Raw genomic sequence first — 15,593 nt, 5'->3', positions numbered from 1 at the left:
GGGCCGGCGCACGCATTCCCCAATCAGCGCAGCACGCCGTCCAGCACGGGCAGCCCGATGATCGCCGCCGTCGCGATCAAGCCGTAGCAGATGCGGCGGAACGTGGTCTCGTTGGCGCGGCTGAATAGGCGCGAGCCGATGAAAAGTCCCGCAGCGAAGGTCGGTCCGATCGTCAGTGAAAGGCCCACTGTCTCCCAGGTCAGCAGCCCAGCGACCAAATAGCTTACGATCGACAGCACGCTCGATATGGCAAAGTAGAGCACGATGTTGGCACGCACCGTCTGCGGCAGGAAGGCGCCGCCGAGCCAGTAGGCGACGACAGGCGGTCCGCCGACCTGGGCGGCGCCCGAAAACAGCCCCGAGGTCGCGCCGACGGCAGCGGTCAGGCTGGCGTGAGGGCGGCCGTGATAGCGCCAGCCCGACATCAACAAGGCGAGCAGCGCAACCACGATGACGACGATGCCCCAGCGGATCACCACGCCGTCGACATGGCTGAGCATATAGGTGCCGGCTGGCACGCCGATGACCGCTCCGAGCGCCATGACGCCGACATTGGCGCGGTCGGCGTTTCGCCACGCATTCGGGATGAGCCCCGGGGTCAGCACGAGGTCGACGATCAAGAGCAGCGGCACCGCAAGCTTGGCTCCGACCAGCGAGCTTGCCACCGGCACGAAAATCAGCGCGCCGCCGAAACCGGAGAAGCCGCGGGCGCAGCCTGCGACGAACGCAGCCACGACAAGCACAAGGATAGTGGCCGCCGAAAGGTCGAGCGGGAGAAGTTCTTGCATCAATGAAATTGCCGCCGTGAATGTTACGAACCGGCGTGATACAGGCATGCGGACGATTTCGCGAGTGGCCACGACGGCTCCATGAGGGAGCCAGCGCAAAGAGCCCCGGCGGTTGCACTTTTGGCCACCTTCCGTTATAGAGCCGCCACCCGCGTAGACACCCTTGGAGGCAACGCGGCGGAAGGCCGCCCCACCCGGCGGCTTTCGACGTTTACGGATGCGGCTTCGAGCCGGCCGTAGGCGCTCCATACAACCGAAAGGAAATGCCATGAGCGAAACATACGAGCTCAAGGCCGAAGCACGCGAACAGGTCGGTAAGGGGTCCGCCCGTGAAGTTCGCCGCAACGGTAAAGTGCCTGCAGTTATTTACGGCGACAAGCAGCCTCCCCTGGCCATCGCCCTGTCCTACAAGGACATCTTCTACAAGATCCATGGCGGCAGCTTTCTGACCACCGTGGCCACGATCGATGTCGACGGCAAGAAGATCCAGGTCCTGCCGAAGGACTATCAGCTTGACCCGGTCCGTGACTTCCCGATGCATGTCGACTTCCTGCGCGTCGGCGCAAACACCGAAGTCAACGTCCAGGTTCCGGTGCACTTCATCAATGAAGAAAAGTCGCCCGGCATCAAGCGCGGCGGTACGCTCAACATCGTTCGTCACGAAGTCGAGTTCCACTGCCCGGCCAATGCGATCCCGGACTTCATCACCGTCGATCTCGACGGCACCGACATCGGCGATTCGATCCACATCTCGGCCGTCAAGCTGCCCAAGGGCGTAAAGCCGGTCATCTCCGACCGCGATTTCACCATCGCAACGATCGCCGGCACTTCGGCATCGAAGTCGGAAGAAGGCGCTGCCGAAGGTGGCGAGGCCGCCGAGGCCTAAGCCTCTAGCGCCCGGAGGATCCGAACATGCTGCTCTTTGCAGGTCTCGGCAATCCGGGTGCGCAATATCAGAACAACCGGCACAATGTCGGCTACATGGCGGCGGACGCAATTGCCCGCCGCCATTCGTTTTCGCCCTGGACGAAAAAGTTCAAGGGCCTGATTTCCGAAGGCAACATCGGCGGCGAAAAGGTCATCCTGATCAAGCCGCAGACCTTCATGAACCTGTCCGGCCAGTCGGTCGGGGAAGCCTTGCGCTTCTACAAGCTCGAACCTTCAGCGCTGACCGTCTTTTACGATGAGCTCGACCTGATCGCCGGCAAGGTGCGGGTCAAGATCGGCGGCGGCGCGGGTGGCCATAACGGCATCCGCTCGATCGACCAGCACATCGCCAAGAACTATCGCCGTGTCCGCATCGGCATCGGCCATCCTGGCGTCAAGGAAATGGTGCACGACCACGTTCTGGGTGACTTCGCCAAGGCCGACAAGGAATGGCTGGACGTTCTTCTCGACCTGGTGGCCGATAGTGCCGATTTTCTGACCAAGGGCGACGACAACGGCTTCATGAACAAGGTGACGGTCGGCCTGCGCGACAAGCTTGCACCCACTTCCGACGACGACCGCCCGCCGCCCAGGGCCCCAAAGCAGCAAGCGCCAAAAGCTCAAAGCCACATCCGCCAGGCCCGCACGCCCCAGGCTCCGGTCAAGATTCCCGAAAGCGGGCCGATGGCTGCGATGCTGAAAAAGCTGTTCGGCAACAAGGATTGATCTGGCGATACCCTTGTTTTCCAGAGGCGGCCTCAATGCTCCCCTGAAGCCAGCCAGCGAACGCTCCTGACAAAAGCCGACCAGCCTTCGTGTTAAAGAATGCTCTTTGGCAACAAGGAGCGATTCCGATGGCCCCTGTCGGCGTTGGCGACGTCATCTACATGTTCGCGATGTCGCTTGACGGCTACATTGCCCGAGAAGACGGCAGCTTCGACTGGCTCGACAATTTTCCGGCTGATGACGACTATGATTTTTCCGGGTTCATGGCGTCGCTGAGCGGTATCGTCATGGGGCGCGCGACTTATGATGTTGTTCGCCGCGAACCGGAATGGGGCTACGCCAGGCACCGTTGCCTCGTCGCTACGTCGCGCCCACTCGAAAACCCGCCCGAGAACGTGGAAGCGATGGCCGGCACGCCTGCCGAGATGCTCGCCAATTTGCGGGCACGTGGTGCCGATGGCCGCATCTGGCTGTTCGGCGGCGGCGACCTCGCCCGCCAGTTCATGGACGCCGGCCTGCTCGACACCATCGAGATCGGAACGATCCCGGTGATCCTGGGCTCCGGCATCCCTGCCTTTGGCGGCAAGCAGGCCGATCGCTGGCTCGATCTGGCCTTTGCCAAGCCGCTCGCCAATGGCGCGGTGCATTCGCAATACCGCGCGCGAAGGGCGGATTCTTGAAGGGCTGAGCTTCAAAGGCTATATACGAAAACACGAGGCTCGTGTTTTCGTGAGTTGCCATGAAGAACGTGACCATTTCGATGGATGGGGAGCTGCTGCGCGAGGCACGTATCGAGGCAGCGAAGGCGGGCCTGAGCATATCGCGATATGTCTCTGGCCTGGTTCAACAGAGCGTGCGCGACACAACGCAAGGAAGCCGCGATCAAGAGCGCGAGCGGCGAATGAAGGCGCTGGAACGCTTCCTGAACGGACCCAAGTTGCCCATCTCGGAAAACGGGCGCATGCCAACCGCTGAAGAGCGCAATGCAAGGCGATAAGGTATTCATCGACAGCAATGTCTTGCTGTACGCGCGTGATATCGCGCTCTCGGCCAAGGCCGACATATCGAATGCCTGGCTTCGTGAAACGGTTTGGCGCGGTGTCGCCTGCGTGAACCTGCAGGTCCTCAACGAAGTGACCCAAGTCATGTTGCGAAAGCGGCGGGACCTGACAGGACGAGGTATTTGCGGCAGTTGACGAGCTTTCATTTCTGGGAAACAGTCCAATTACCATGGCGTCTGTCCATGCTGCTCGAAGGATCCGCGCAGAAACACTCTACTCCTGGTGGGATTGCCTGCTGCTCGCCTGCGCCCTTGAACTCGGCTGCAAATACTTCCTTTCCGAGGATTTGCAGGACGGGCAGGACATCGAAGGCTTGACGATCGTTAATCCTTTCGCCCATAGCCCTGATCAAATTCAGATTTCCCGATAGGACCAATCACCATGGGTTTCAAATGCGGCATCGTTGGCCTGCCCAACGTAGGCAAATCGACGCTTTTCAACGCGCTGACGCGCACGGCAGCCGCGCAGGCGGCAAACTACCCCTTCTGCACCATCGAGCCGAACACCGGTGAGGTGGCGGTTCCGGACCCGCGCCTAAAACTTCTGGCGGCGACCGCCAAGTCGAAGGAGATCATCCCGACCCGTATTTCCTTCGTCGATATCGCTGGCCTGGTGCGCGGCGCTTCGAAGGGCGAAGGCCTGGGCAACCAGTTCCTCGCCAATATCCGCGAGGTCGACGCGATCGTGCACGTGCTGCGCTGCTTCGAAGATGACGACATCACCCACGTCGAAGGCCGCATCGATCCGGTCGCCGACGCCGAGACGGTCGAGACCGAGCTGATGCTCGCCGACCTCGAAAGCCTCGAGCGCCGCATCGTGCAGTTCCGCAAGCGCGCCGCAAGCAAGGACAAGGAAGCAACCACCGTCCTGCCGATGATGGAGCAGTCGCTTGCGCTGCTGCAGGACGGCAAGCCGGCGCGCCTGCTGCTCAAGGGCATTGCCGCCGAAGACCTCGAGATCCTTCAGGGCCTCAACCTCCTGACTTCGCATCCTGTGCTTTATGTCTGCAACGTCGCCGAAAGCGATGCCGCGACCGGCAACGAGCACACCCGCGCCGTCGAGAAGATGGCTGCGGCACAAGGCGCTGGCGTCGTCGTCATCTCGGCCGCCATCGAAGCCGAAGTCGCCCAGCTGCCCGACGAAGAAGCCCAGGAATTCCTGGCCGATCTCGGCCTCAAGGAGCCGGGCCTGGATAAGCTCATCCGCGCCGGTTACGAGCTTTTGCACCTGATCACCTATTTCACCGTCGGCCCCAAGGAGACGCGTGCCTGGACCGTGCACAAGGGCGCCAAGGCGCCGCAGGCGGCGGGCGTGATCCACACCGACTTCGAACGCGGCTTCATCCGTGCCCAGACCATCGCCTATAACGACTTTGTCACGCTCGGCGGCGAAGTTCCGGCCAAGGAGGCCGGCAAGGCGCGCGACGAAGGCAAGGAATATGTCGTCCAGGACGGCGACGTCATGCTGTTCAAGTTCAACACCTGATGCCTTGAGACCCCGATGACGCAACACGCATCTTTCGAGATCGATCTTCCGAAATCGTTGCGGGCCGCGTTATCGGGTTACGACTGGGACCGGCAGACCATCGGCCATTCCGATGCCGGCGTGTTCAAGCTTGCAGCCAACGGCAAGCCGACCCTTTTCCTCAAGACCGAAGAGACCAGCGACTTTGCCGAGCTGCCCGATGAGGTGGCTCGGCTGCGCTGGTTAGGCAGCCAAGGCGTCCCCTGCCCCAAAGTCATCGTCTTCGATACCCATGCCGGCCACAACTGGCTGCTGATGAGCGCGCTTGCCGGCCAGGATCTGGTTTCGCAAGTGACCGCGCCCGACAAGGCCATCGCCATCATGGCCAAGGCGCTGCGCAGCTTGCATGCGCTGGATATCTCCTCCTGCCCGTTCGACCATAGGCTTGCGGCGCGTATCGCTTTGGCAAAGTCCCGCATGGAAGCCGGCGAGGTCGATGAGGACGACTTCGACGAGGAATGGCTAGGACAAACCGCCGAAACGGTATTCGAACAGGTTCTGGCGCGCCGGCCAGCCAGCGAAGAGCTGGTGGTGACCCATGGCGACGCGTCCATGCCAAATTTCATCGCCGATGCCGACAGCTTCTCAGGCTTCATCGATTGCAGCCGGCTAGGCGTCGCCGACCGTCATCAGGATTTGGGCATCGTCTGCTGGAGCATCCACACCAATCTTGGCGAAGAGTGGATAGCGCCCTTCCTCGCGCTGTACGGCCTCCCGGAGGCCGAAGCGGCGAAGCTCTCCTACTACCAGCTGCTCGACGAGTTCTTCTAAGCAGACCTCGGTGACGACGTCATAGTTCCGTCATGTCCCGCCCCTACGGACTGGCGGCTTGACGCCTGCTGCGCCCGGGTCTACGCGCGGCCTGGTGGGCCGGCTGTCGGCACTGTGTTTTGACGTTAACTTGAGCGCGTGCCCGGTTGGGCAGTCTCGCCTCCAGCATGGGAGACCCGGCCGATGATCAAGGCATTCGTCGTGGAAAACGAGCGTCTGCGGCTCTCGGAGAATATCGAGGCCGACAAGGACAGGATCGTGTGGGCCGACATGTTCACGCCGACCAAAGACGAAGAGGCAATGATCGAGCAATGGCTCGGGGTTGGTGTTCCGACGCGCGAAGAGATGGAGGAGATCGAAATCTCGTCGCGCCTCTATGTCGAGGACGGCGCCTATTTCATGACCGCCACCTTGCCCTCGCAGGCCGACAGCGACGATCCTGTGATGTCGCCCGTCACCTTCGTTTTGCGCCGCAATCTGCTGGTCACCATCCGCTATCACGAGCCGCGCGCCTTCCAGACCTTTCCGATGCGGGCCGAAAAGGCCTCGACCGGCTGCACCACGGGCGAAACCATCCTCATCGGCCTGCTGGAGGCGATCGTCGACCGCCTCGCCGACGTCTTGGAGCGTGCTTCGCGTGGTGTGGAGGCGATCTCCAAGGACATCTTCAACCCGACCGCCACCAAGGCCTCGAAGCGCGACCGCGACTTCCAGCGCCTGCTCAAGGATATCGGCCGCAAGGAAACGCTGACCTCCGACATCCGCGACAGCCTGACCTCTCTGCAGCGCCTGTCGGGTTTTCTTGCCAATGCCGTTGGCCTGGGCAAGAACGGCAAGGATGCCAAGGCACACGTCAAGACCTTGTCGCGCGACGTGCTGTCGCTCACCGACCACGCCAATTTCCTGTCGCAGAAAATCACCTTTCTGCTCGATGCCACGCTCGGCATGATCAACATCGAGCAGAACGGCATCATCAAGATCGTTTCAGTGGCAGCGGTCGTGTTCCTGCCGCCCACGCTCGTGGCCTCGATCTACGGCATGAATTTCGAACTGATGCCGGAGCTGAAATGGCTGTTCGGCTACCCCTTCGCGCTCGGCATGATGGTCGTCTCGGCGATCCTGCCCTATTGGTATTTCCGCCGCCGCGGCTGGCTGTGAGCCAATAGTTAAGCCTTGGCCGTGCCTTGCGGGCGACGTCACGCAGGTTCATGATAATCGTACAATCTTGAACAGGATTTCCGATGAGCGCCAAGAAATGGGCCTATGAGGATTTTGGCGAGGGCGCCGTGCTGGACCTCGGCACCAAGATCGTCAGCGCAGATGAGATCGTCGAATTCGCCTCGGAGTTCGACGCGCAGCCGTTTCATCTCGACGAAGAAGCCGGCAAGGCGAGCATCCTGGGCGGGCTATCGGCGTCGGGCTGGCACACCTGCTCGATGTTCATGCGCATGCTGTGCGACGCTTTCCTGCTCGACTCGACCTCGCAAGGCGCGCCGGGCATCGACTATGCGAAATGGAAACGGCCGGTGCTGGCACGCGACACGCTGAACGGCAAACTGACCATCCTGTCCAAGCGCCTGTCACGCTCGAAACCGACGCTCGGCTTCGTCAGCTGGCGGGCCGAACTGGTGAACCAGAAGGGCGAGATCGTTTTCGAACTTGCCAACACCTGCATGTTCCTCACCCGCGAGGCAGCGGCATGACGCTCGACGAATATCTCGGCATCGGCGTCACAATCACGCTCGGCAGCTACCGTTTCGAGGCCGAGGCGATCAAGGAATTCGCCCGCAAATACGATCCGCAGCCCTTCCATGTCGACGAGGAGGCCGCCAAGGCCAGCGTCTTCGGCAGCCTGTGTGCTTCGGGCTGGCACACCACTGCGGCCTGGATGAAGCTCAACCTTGCGCATCGCGGCCGCGCCTGGGAGGGCCCCGGCCCGAAACCGGAATTCGGCCCCTCGCCCGGCTTCAAGAACCTGAAATGGCTGAAGCCGGTCTATGCCGGCGAGACGGTGACCTTCACCCGGCGCGGCCTCGACCACCGGCCGCTCGCCTCACGCCCCGGCTGGCGCATCATGACCATCCATTCCGAGGGTTTTGACTCCACCGGCGACAAGGTCATCGAGTTCAACAGCGCCGTGCTCGTGAAGGTAGCTTAACGGCGGTTTGCCTCGTGGGCTCACGCGGCCAAATCGGCGTGCCCAGCCGTTTCACCGAAATCGATGACACGCGCCGTTCGGCTGAACAAGGCGCGGATCTTTGCCCAGAAATTGCCCCCCAGCACCAGAAAGCTGGCCAGGAACACCAGGTCGCCGAGTATCTGCAGCTCAAACAGGTTCGGGCGAAGCTCGGGAAATGCCGCGTCGATGTAGGGCTCGAGCGCCGCGGTGACCAAGGGGACGCAGAACATGACGAGCCCGATATTGTAGCGCGCCGGGCTGATACTGCTTTCAGGCGGAGAGCGAAAGGCAGCGAGCACCTTGCTCTTGAGCTGCTGAAAGCCCGGCTTGCCCATGATCGCGATCATCAGCAGGATGACCGCCTTGTTCCAGATGAAGATCAGTCCGGTGAGTGTCGCGATGGTTCCTGCCGAGGCGCCGAGCCACGCCGCGACCGGTACCAACAGCCAGGCGGCAATCACCAGGCCCAGCAAGAAAACACCAGCCTTGAAGCGCCACGTCGACATGCTCGGCTGGGCAGCTTTCGAGCCTTGACCTGCCATCGGCGAACTCCATTTCGCTGCGTGCGGCGTCCGACCAGCTTGGCCGTCAGCTGCAGTGCTTAACACGCCAATCTTTCGGCGGCGATGCCCCTGCAGCTTCGGCATGCCCAGCTGGCGTGGGGTCCCCTCGCCCCGTTTTGCGGGGAGAGGGTGGCCCGGAGGGTCGGGTGAGGGGCAGAGCCAAATTCGCCAAGTTCGAACCGCCCCTCATCCGCCTGCCGGCACCTTCTCCCCGTGAACGGGGAGAAGGAGCCAAGCTTGTTCACCGCCACGCCCCGTTGCCGGTCTGGCCATTGTCAAAGAGCACTCCCTTGCAGGAGGTAGTTCGGGAAGCGGGGCGCGAGGCCGAGCCGTCCGATAGTTAGTATGTGGCGCGACGTTCGCGCCCCGCTCGGTGTTCTTGCCCCGCTCAGTCGCCTCGGCTTTCACCGCCAGCCGCCGCAAGGCCCGGGCTTGGGGGCTCATCACCCAGCAGGAGCACCGACCTCCTGCCAGCCCGGCACCGGCCCGAGCCCGGTGCGCACCGGGGTCCCGTGGAAGATCGCGAGGTCAATGATACGGGAGGTTTTCGGGGCGTGGAAAAACCGGCGCGGCTATCCACGGTCGATGCTGACAGATGCTGACGTTTGGCAGCAGTCATTAAACCATTCGGTTGATTATTTGCTTGCGCATATTACATTCAACCATATGGCTGAATGACAACTCGAAGTCTCAGCCCGGCGCCGATCGCGGACCGGCTGACCAAACGATATGGAGATTGCAATGCGCAAGCTGATTGCTGGAATGAAGATCTCTGTCGACGGCAAGATCGAGGGACCGGAAGGCATGGCGGATTGGGTCGAGGCCTGGTCCGACGACTATGGCGTCATGGCGCAAGTGGACGCCTGCCTGCTTGGCGGCGACATGTACCCCGGCTACGAGCGCTATTGGACGGCGATACAGAATGAGCCGGGCAATCCCGCCTGGATCACGGGCACAGCACCGACACCGGCCGAACTCGACTGGGCCCAGTTCATCAAAAAGACCCCGCATTACGTGCTGTCGAACAGCCTGGCTTCGACGCTTTGGCCGAACACGAGATTCGTTCGAACTCTCGAAGACGTCGCAGCCCTGAAGCGCCTGCCCGGCAAGGACATCTATCTGGTCGGCGGCGCCCGAACCACTGCGAGCTTGATCGATGCCGGGCTGGTCGATGAGTTGCGCCTGATCGTCTATCCGCTCGTCGCCGGCGATGGCAAGGCGCTCTTTGCCGCCACAGAGCGCCGCCACGGCCTTGAGCTGCAGAAGGTCGAACAGCTCACCAACGGGCGCCTGAGCCTGATCTATGGGATTGGCTAGCGGCTCTGCACCGCAAGGGCGTGACCAACGACGGTTGGTGGTCCTGCCCCTCGCGCACCTCGACAAAAAACAAAGGGCGTGGAGACATTCTCCACGCCTGACAGCCGCGGAGGCTACCCGTTGTAGACTACAGAAACCTTGTTTCCAGATGGATCGCGCATGTAGGCGGCGTACCACGTAGGTCCATAGTGTGGACGTGGGTTAGGTGCACCTTCATCGGCTCCACCGTTGGCCATGGCAGCTTCATAAAAAGCATCCACTTCCACAGGGGATTTGACCATAAATCCGACCATGGAGCCATTTCCAGCGCTGGCCGGTTCGCCGTTGAAAGGCTTGCTGACCCACAAGACAAAACCCTTGCCTGTTCCACCTTCAGAGTAAGCGCGCCAGCCTGGAAATTCCGTATGCTTGCTCCATCCAATGGTCGCCAATGTCGCATCATAGAAGGAATTCGACTGGGCGGATTCCAATGCACCCACAGTCACATAAACGCTCATAATCTCCCCTTTCTCCGGTGGCAGGATCGTGAGAGTTCATACTGCATACTCAGAACATAACAAGAACAAATATTGCAGCAACGCTGTTCCCGTCGCATTAGTGCATCGGCCCGGAAATCGGAAACGATTTCGGAAAGCACGACGCGCAGATTCAATAACTTAAAGCGTCCTTTGCGCATCCCAAAAGACGCGCGGCGCTCTAATTGGGCAGACCGTGTCACAACATCCAGTGATGTCGCGTCGTGACCAGGGTGTCAGCTTCCATACGTGTATTTATCGTGGCTTGGATAATCCTGAAGCTTGGCCTTGAGGTGACTGGCCACCTCCGGGACGATCCAGGAATTCCTCAGTCGACATCCCTCCCAAGAGACGTGGAGGCATTCTCCACGCCTGGGCAACCACAGAGCCCCCTCAGTGGCCTTCGAAGGCTATCAGCGTGCGCACGTCGACGCCGAGCGCTTCGAGCTTCTTGCGGCCGCCAAGGTCGGGCAGATCGACGATGAAGCAGGCAGCGACGATGTCGGCACCGATCTGGCGCAGAAGCTTGACCGCGGCCTCGGCGGTGCCTCCGGTGGCGATCAGGTCGTCGACGAGGATGACCTTTTCGCCGACAGCGATGGCGTCCTTGTGCATCTCCATCTCGTCGAGGCCGTATTCCAGGCTGTAGGCGATGCGCACCGTCTCGTGCGGCAGCTTGCCCTTCTTGCGGATCGGCACGAAGCCGGCCGACATCTGGTGCGCGATGGCGCCGCCCAGGATGAAGCCTCGCGCCTCGATGCCGGCGACCTGGTCGATCTTGGCACCGGCATAGGGATGGACGAGCTCGTCGATGGTGCGGCGGAAAGCGCGCGCATTGCCGAGCAGCGTGGTGATGTCGCGGAACATCACGCCGGGCCTGGGGTAATCGGGAATGTTCCGGATGGTGGCAAGCAGCGTCTGTTCAAGAGAGGTATTCATCGGCGGGGGCTCCGTTGCCAACGGCGCAGCACATCCTTTCCCGGACGCTCTAGCACCGTGCACTGGCAGTTTTGACGGGTCGGGCGGCAAAAGAAAAGGGCGCCTTGCGAGCGCCCTTCGATTCCGTATCGGCTAGGCCGGATCAGTGCGGGACGTTGGCCCAGACCTTGCGCTTGGTGGCGTAGACGAGGCCGGCAAACAGCACCAGGAAGATCATAACAGCGAAGCCGGTCTGCTTACGTGCCTCGAGATGCGGCTCGGCGGCCCACATCAGGAAGGCCGAGACGTCCCTGGAATACTGCTCGACCGTCTCGGGCGAACCGTCCTCGTAGGTCACCTGGCCGTCGGAAAGCGGCTTGGCCATGGCCAGCGACTTGCCGCCGATGAAGAACGGGTTGTAGTGCGTGCCCTCGGCGACTTCCATGCCGGCCGGCGGCTGCTCGTCATAGCCGGTCAAAAGCGCGTGGATGTAGTCCGGACCGTTCGACGCATACTGGGTGAAGATGTCGAACACGAAGGTCGGGAAACCACGCTCGACGCCGCGCGCCTTGGCGATCAGCGAGAAGTCGGGCGGAGCAGCGCCATTGTTGGCGGCGGCCGCAGCAATCGAATTGGGGAAAGGCGACGGGAAGTGATCGCCAGGCAGAGCCTTGCGGGTGAACATCTCGCCATCGCCGTTCGGGCCGTCCTGCACTTCGTACTCGGCGGCGAAGGCCTTGACCTGCGCTTCGGAGTAACCGAGGTCCGAAAGCGTGCGGAACGCCACCAGGTTCATCGAGTGACAGGCCGAGCACACTTCCTTGTAGATCTTCRGGCCGCGCTGGAGCTGGCCCTTGTCGTAGGTGCCGAATGGGCCGGCGAAAGTCCAGTCCATCTGCTTGGGCTTGTGGATCGGGAAGTGCGTCGGCTCAGCCGCATTATGCGCTTCCTGAGCCAGCGCCACGCCGGCGGTGCCGGCGAGCACGAAGCCGATGGCAGCCAGACCGTTGAGAATCTTTTTCATTCCAAAATCCCTCTCAGATTCTCGGTTCAGCCGCGGGTCTCGGGTGCAGCGGTTGCACCAGCCGGATGAGCGGAGCCGCCCTTGTTCTTCTCGAGCACTGCTTCGGTGATCGAGTTGGGCAAGCGGCGCGGCGTCTCGATTAGGCCAAGAACCGGCATGATGACCAGGAAGAATGCGAAGTAGTAGAGCGTAGCGATCTGCGACATGATCACATAGGAGCCTTCGGCGGGACGCGAGCCGAGCCAGCCCAGGAAGATCGCGTTGATGACGAAGATCCAGAAGAACAGCTTGTACCAGGGACGGTAGACAGCCGAACGGACCTTCGAGGTGTCGAGCCACGGCACGACGAACAGCACCGCGATCGAACCGAACATGGCGAGCACGCCACCGAGCTTGGAGTCGATCGGCCCGATGTTGAAGGTGATGGCGCGCAGGATCGCGTAGAACGGCAGGTAATACCATTCCGGAACGATGTGCGCCGGCGTCTTCAGCGAGTCGGCCATGATGTAGTTGTCGGGATGGCCGAGGAAGTTGGGGATGTAGAAGACGAAGTAGGCGAACACGGCCAGGAACACGACCATGGCGAAACCATCCTTGATGGTCGCATAGGGCGTGAAGGCGACGGTGTCGGTCTTCGACTTGACTTCGATGCCGGTCGGGTTGGACTGGCCGGTGACGTGCAGCGCCCAGACGTGGAGGACCACGACGCCGGCGATCATGAACGGCAGCAGGTAGTGCAGCGCAAAGAAGCGGTTCAGCGTCGGATTGTCGACGGCAAAGCCACCAAGCAGCAGTTCCTGGATCCAGGTTCCGACCAACGGTATGGCGGTGAAGAAGCCGGTGATGACGGTCGCGCCCCAGAAGGACATCTGACCCCAAGGCAGAACGTAGCCCATGAAGCCGGTCGCCATCATCAGCAGGTAAATGATGCAGCCCAGGATCCAAAGCAGCTCACGCGGCGCCTTGTAGGAGCCGTAGTAGAGACCGCGCATAATGTGGATGTAGACGGCGATGAAGAAGAACGACGCACCGTTGGAGTGCATGTAGCGGAGCAGCCAACCGGAGTTGACGTCGCGCATGATCTTTTCGACCGACTGGAAAGCCAGCGTCGTGTCGTTGGCGTAGTGCATCGCCAGAACCACGCCGGTGAGGATCTGCGCCACCAGCATGATCGAAAGGATGCCGCCGAAGGTGTAGGCGTAATTCAGATTACGCGGAACCGGGTAGGAGACGAATGAATCGTGCACCAGCCGCGGCAGCGGCATACGCGCATCGATCCAGCGGCCAATGCCGGTTTTTGGCGAATAGGTCGAGTGTCCACCGCTCATGGAATTATGCCCCCTGCTCAGCCTATCCGAAGCTTCGTGTCGGAAATGAACTGGAAATTCGGAATATGAAGGTTTTCAGGCGCCGGTCCTTTGYGGATGCGGCCCGCCGTGTCGTAGTGGGAGCCGTGGCACGGGCAGAACCAGCCACCGAAATCACCCTGCTGACCGAGCGGCACGCAACCCAGATGGGTGCAGACGCCGACCATGACCAGCCAGTTTTCCTTGTCCTTGCCGGCCGTACGGTCGATGTCGGTCGCCTGGGCGTCGGCTGCGATATTGGCGTTGCGCGCGACCGGATCCTTGAGCTCGGCCATCGGCACTTCCTGTGCGGCCTTGATCTCTTCGGGGGTGCGGTTGCGGATGAACACCGGCTTGCCGCGCCACTTGACCGTCAGCGACATGCCAGGCGTGAGCGACGAGACGTCAACCTCGATCGAGGAAGCTGCAAGCGTCGAGGCGTCCGGGCGCATCTGATCGATGAAGGGCCAGGCCACGGCACCAGCGCCAACGGCACCTGCCATGGCGGTAGCGACGTAAAGAAAATCGCGGCGATTGGGCTCGCTCGTATCGGTTGCGCTCACGGGACCTGATCCTTTTGCCTCAATTCCAACCGGAGGCTGAGCAATTGTCCCCGCTCAACGATGCACGCCCGACAGCGCATGGCAACCAGGCTAGCGAATTCCTCCGGCATTTGGACTTCGGTTTATGCGTGAAGGCTCTTTTTGTCCAGACGCGACAAGGCACATGGGCAGATTGTCGCGGGGATGACGCAAGGCGGTGGAAAACCTTGGTTAAAGTGCGGGTTCCGGCGGGTTTGCGGGTATTTTAGAGGCCTCCGCAATGCCAACGCTTCGACGGTAACCGGCGTGGCTGGCTCTTGCGCAAGAAAAGGATCGCTCGACGGTCAGGCCGCGCCGAGTCGCACCAGCACATCGCGTGGGATGGCGTAGGTGCGGATCGCATCATCATGGCTTCGCAGACCGCACAGTTCGCGCTGGATGAAATAGGCGTAGACGGCATCGGCCGCTGCCTTGAGCAGGACACGGCGCTGGTCGGCGTCGCCGCCATGCGCGTTGAGCTTGGCCATGGCTTCGCCGACCCGGTCCCCGGCGCGGCCGAGCGCGGCCGCCTTCTCGCCGAGCAACTCGTAATCGAGCACGTTGAGCGTTTGCTCGGAGCGGTTCGAGAGTATGGATGGCGGGCGCACCGACGACATGATGCGATCCTACTCCGCCGCGAGCCGATCGGCCAGAAAGCCGCCGGACTGGCGCTTCCACAATTGCGCGTAGAGCCCGCCCTTGGCGATCAGCGCGTCATGACTGCCTTCCTCGACGATGCGGCCCTCGTCGATGACGATGAGCCGGTCGAGTGCTGCGATGGTCGACAGCCGGTGGGCTATGGCAATGACTGTCTTGCCCTCCATCAGCCTGTCGAGATTGTCCTGGATCGCTGCCTCGACCTCACTGTCGAGGGCCGAGGTCGCCTCGTCGAGGATCAGGATCGGCGCGTCCTTGAGCATCATGCGGGCAATCGCCACGCGTTGGCGCTGGCCGCCCGACAGCTTGACGCCACGCTCGCCGACATGGGCGTCGTAGCCGCGCCGGCCGCGCGGATCGGCAACGTCGACGATGAAGTCGTGAGCGGCGGCGCGCCGGGCGGCATCGACGATCTCGGCTTGCGACGCCCCTGCCCGGCCATAGCCGATATTGTCGGATATCGAACGGTGCATCAGCATCGCATCCTGGCTGACGACGCCGAACTGGGCGCGCAGCGATGCCTGGGTGATCTCGCGCACATCATGTCCGTCGATCAGGATCCGGCCTTTTTCGACATCGAACAGGCGCAGCGCCAGGTTGACGATGGTGGTCTTGCCGGCACCCGAGGGGCCAACGAGCGCGACACGCTCGCCCGGGCGGATATGCAAATTGAGGTTTTCGATGACGCCGCCGCCC

General features: G+C 61.8%; 20 protein-coding genes. 11 read left to right on the top strand and 9 right to left on the bottom strand.

Annotated elements, in window-relative coordinates; translation table 11 throughout:
- Positions 1–23 precede the first annotated feature (23 nt).
- Entirely contained in the window at positions 24–788 is a 765-nt protein-coding gene (locus AC1DWF_RS23005) for a sulfite exporter TauE/SafE family protein (protein ID WP_476788008.1), read from the bottom strand.
- Positions 789–1,056: 268 nt separating this feature from the next.
- Here AC1DWF_RS23005 and AC1DWF_RS23000 point away from each other — a divergent pair, with 268 nt between their 5' ends.
- The 10 genes from AC1DWF_RS23000 to AC1DWF_RS22955 all read left to right on the top strand — a co-directional run bounded on the left by AC1DWF_RS23000 (position 1,057) and on the right by AC1DWF_RS22955 (position 7,955).
- Positions 1,057–1,674 (top strand): 50S ribosomal protein L25/general stress protein Ctc, encoded by a 618-nt coding sequence (locus tag AC1DWF_RS23000; protein WP_476788007.1) that lies wholly within the window; start codon positions 1,057–1,059, stop codon positions 1,672–1,674.
- A gap of 26 nt (positions 1,675–1,700) precedes the next feature.
- Positions 1,701–2,441 (top strand): aminoacyl-tRNA hydrolase, encoded by a 741-nt coding sequence (gene pth / locus AC1DWF_RS22995; protein WP_476788006.1) that lies wholly within the window; start codon positions 1,701–1,703, stop codon positions 2,439–2,441.
- Positions 2,442–2,569: 128 nt separating this feature from the next.
- Positions 2,570–3,121: a dihydrofolate reductase family protein gene (locus tag AC1DWF_RS22990; RefSeq protein ID WP_476785895.1), complete on the top strand. Its 552-nt coding sequence runs from the start codon at positions 2,570–2,572 to the stop codon at positions 3,119–3,121.
- Positions 3,122–3,180: 59 nt separating this feature from the next.
- The gene (locus tag AC1DWF_RS22985) at positions 3,181–3,438 is read left to right on the top strand and encodes a type II toxin-antitoxin system CcdA family antitoxin (RefSeq protein WP_476785894.1); all 258 of its coding nucleotides are present in this window, start codon (positions 3,181–3,183) and stop codon (positions 3,436–3,438) included.
- A complete protein-coding gene (locus AC1DWF_RS22980; protein ID WP_476785893.1) occupies positions 3,425–3,637 on the top strand; it encodes a hypothetical protein in 213 nt (70 codons plus the stop codon). The genes AC1DWF_RS22985 and AC1DWF_RS22980 overlap by 14 nt, the downstream gene beginning before the upstream one ends.
- A 246-nt stretch (positions 3,638–3,883) precedes the next feature.
- The gene (gene ychF, locus AC1DWF_RS22975; RefSeq protein ID WP_476785892.1) at positions 3,884–4,987 is read left to right on the top strand and encodes a redox-regulated ATPase YchF; all 1,104 of its coding nucleotides are present in this window, start codon (positions 3,884–3,886) and stop codon (positions 4,985–4,987) included.
- A gap of 15 nt (positions 4,988–5,002) precedes the next feature.
- The gene (locus tag AC1DWF_RS22970) at positions 5,003–5,797 is read left to right on the top strand and encodes an APH(3')-II family aminoglycoside O-phosphotransferase (RefSeq protein WP_476785891.1); all 795 of its coding nucleotides are present in this window, start codon (positions 5,003–5,005) and stop codon (positions 5,795–5,797) included.
- A 183-nt stretch (positions 5,798–5,980) separates the two neighbouring features.
- On the top strand, positions 5,981–6,955 hold the full coding sequence (gene corA, locus AC1DWF_RS22965) for a magnesium/cobalt transporter CorA (protein WP_476788004.1): 975 nt from the start codon (positions 5,981–5,983) through the stop codon (positions 6,953–6,955).
- A gap of 83 nt (positions 6,956–7,038) precedes the next feature.
- Complete coding sequence (locus AC1DWF_RS22960; protein ID WP_476787426.1) at positions 7,039–7,500, top strand: MaoC family dehydratase; 462 nt, start codon at positions 7,039–7,041, stop codon at positions 7,498–7,500.
- Positions 7,497–7,955, top strand: coding sequence for a MaoC family dehydratase (locus AC1DWF_RS22955; RefSeq protein ID WP_476788003.1), 459 nt, complete (start codon positions 7,497–7,499; stop codon positions 7,953–7,955). Before AC1DWF_RS22960 ends, AC1DWF_RS22955 begins: the two co-directional genes overlap by 4 nt.
- Before the next feature lie 20 nt (positions 7,956–7,975).
- On the opposite strand, the gene AC1DWF_RS22950 is transcribed toward AC1DWF_RS22955, so the two are convergent.
- Positions 7,976–8,518 (bottom strand): transporter suffix domain-containing protein, encoded by a 543-nt coding sequence (locus AC1DWF_RS22950; RefSeq protein WP_476787367.1) that lies wholly within the window; start codon positions 8,516–8,518, stop codon positions 7,976–7,978.
- A 762-nt stretch (positions 8,519–9,280) separates the two neighbouring features.
- Here AC1DWF_RS22950 and AC1DWF_RS22945 point away from each other — a divergent pair.
- The gene (locus AC1DWF_RS22945; protein ID WP_476783443.1) at positions 9,281–9,856 is read left to right on the top strand and encodes a dihydrofolate reductase family protein; all 576 of its coding nucleotides are present in this window, start codon (positions 9,281–9,283) and stop codon (positions 9,854–9,856) included.
- 113 nt (positions 9,857–9,969) lie between these two features.
- On the opposite strand, the gene AC1DWF_RS22940 is transcribed toward AC1DWF_RS22945, so the two are convergent.
- The 7 genes from AC1DWF_RS22940 to AC1DWF_RS22910 form a co-directional block, all read right to left on the bottom strand.
- Positions 9,970–10,353 carry a VOC family protein gene (locus AC1DWF_RS22940; protein ID WP_476788002.1) on the bottom strand — a complete coding sequence of 128 codons (384 nt, stop codon included), beginning with the start codon at positions 10,351–10,353 and terminating at the stop codon, positions 9,970–9,972.
- A 411-nt stretch (positions 10,354–10,764) separates the two neighbouring features.
- Positions 10,765–11,310: an adenine phosphoribosyltransferase gene (locus tag AC1DWF_RS22935; RefSeq protein WP_476783445.1), complete on the bottom strand. Its 546-nt coding sequence runs from the start codon at positions 11,308–11,310 to the stop codon at positions 10,765–10,767.
- A 142-nt stretch (positions 11,311–11,452) separates the two neighbouring features.
- Entirely contained in the window at positions 11,453–12,313 is an 861-nt protein-coding gene (locus tag AC1DWF_RS22930; RefSeq protein WP_476842089.1) for a cytochrome c1, read from the bottom strand.
- A 26-nt stretch (positions 12,314–12,339) separates the two neighbouring features.
- Entirely contained in the window at positions 12,340–13,641 is a 1,302-nt protein-coding gene (locus AC1DWF_RS22925; RefSeq protein WP_476783447.1) for a cytochrome b, read from the bottom strand.
- A gap of 17 nt (positions 13,642–13,658) precedes the next feature.
- Positions 13,659–14,222, bottom strand: coding sequence for a ubiquinol-cytochrome c reductase iron-sulfur subunit (gene petA / locus AC1DWF_RS22920; protein WP_476842088.1), 564 nt, complete (start codon positions 14,220–14,222; stop codon positions 13,659–13,661).
- Between the two features lie 323 nt (positions 14,223–14,545).
- Positions 14,546–14,857 (bottom strand): DUF6665 family protein, encoded by a 312-nt coding sequence (locus AC1DWF_RS22915; protein WP_476783449.1) that lies wholly within the window; start codon positions 14,855–14,857, stop codon positions 14,546–14,548.
- A 9-nt stretch (positions 14,858–14,866) separates the two neighbouring features.
- Positions 14,867–15,593: ABC transporter ATP-binding protein (locus AC1DWF_RS22910; protein WP_476842087.1), on the bottom strand; the 727-nt coding region annotated here is incomplete at its 5' end.

The sequence above is a fragment of the Aminobacter sp. P4_D5 genome (assembly GCF_056401815.1).
The sequence above is the reverse complement of the archived record's forward strand: the minus strand, read 5'-3'. Positions and strand labels throughout refer to the sequence as shown.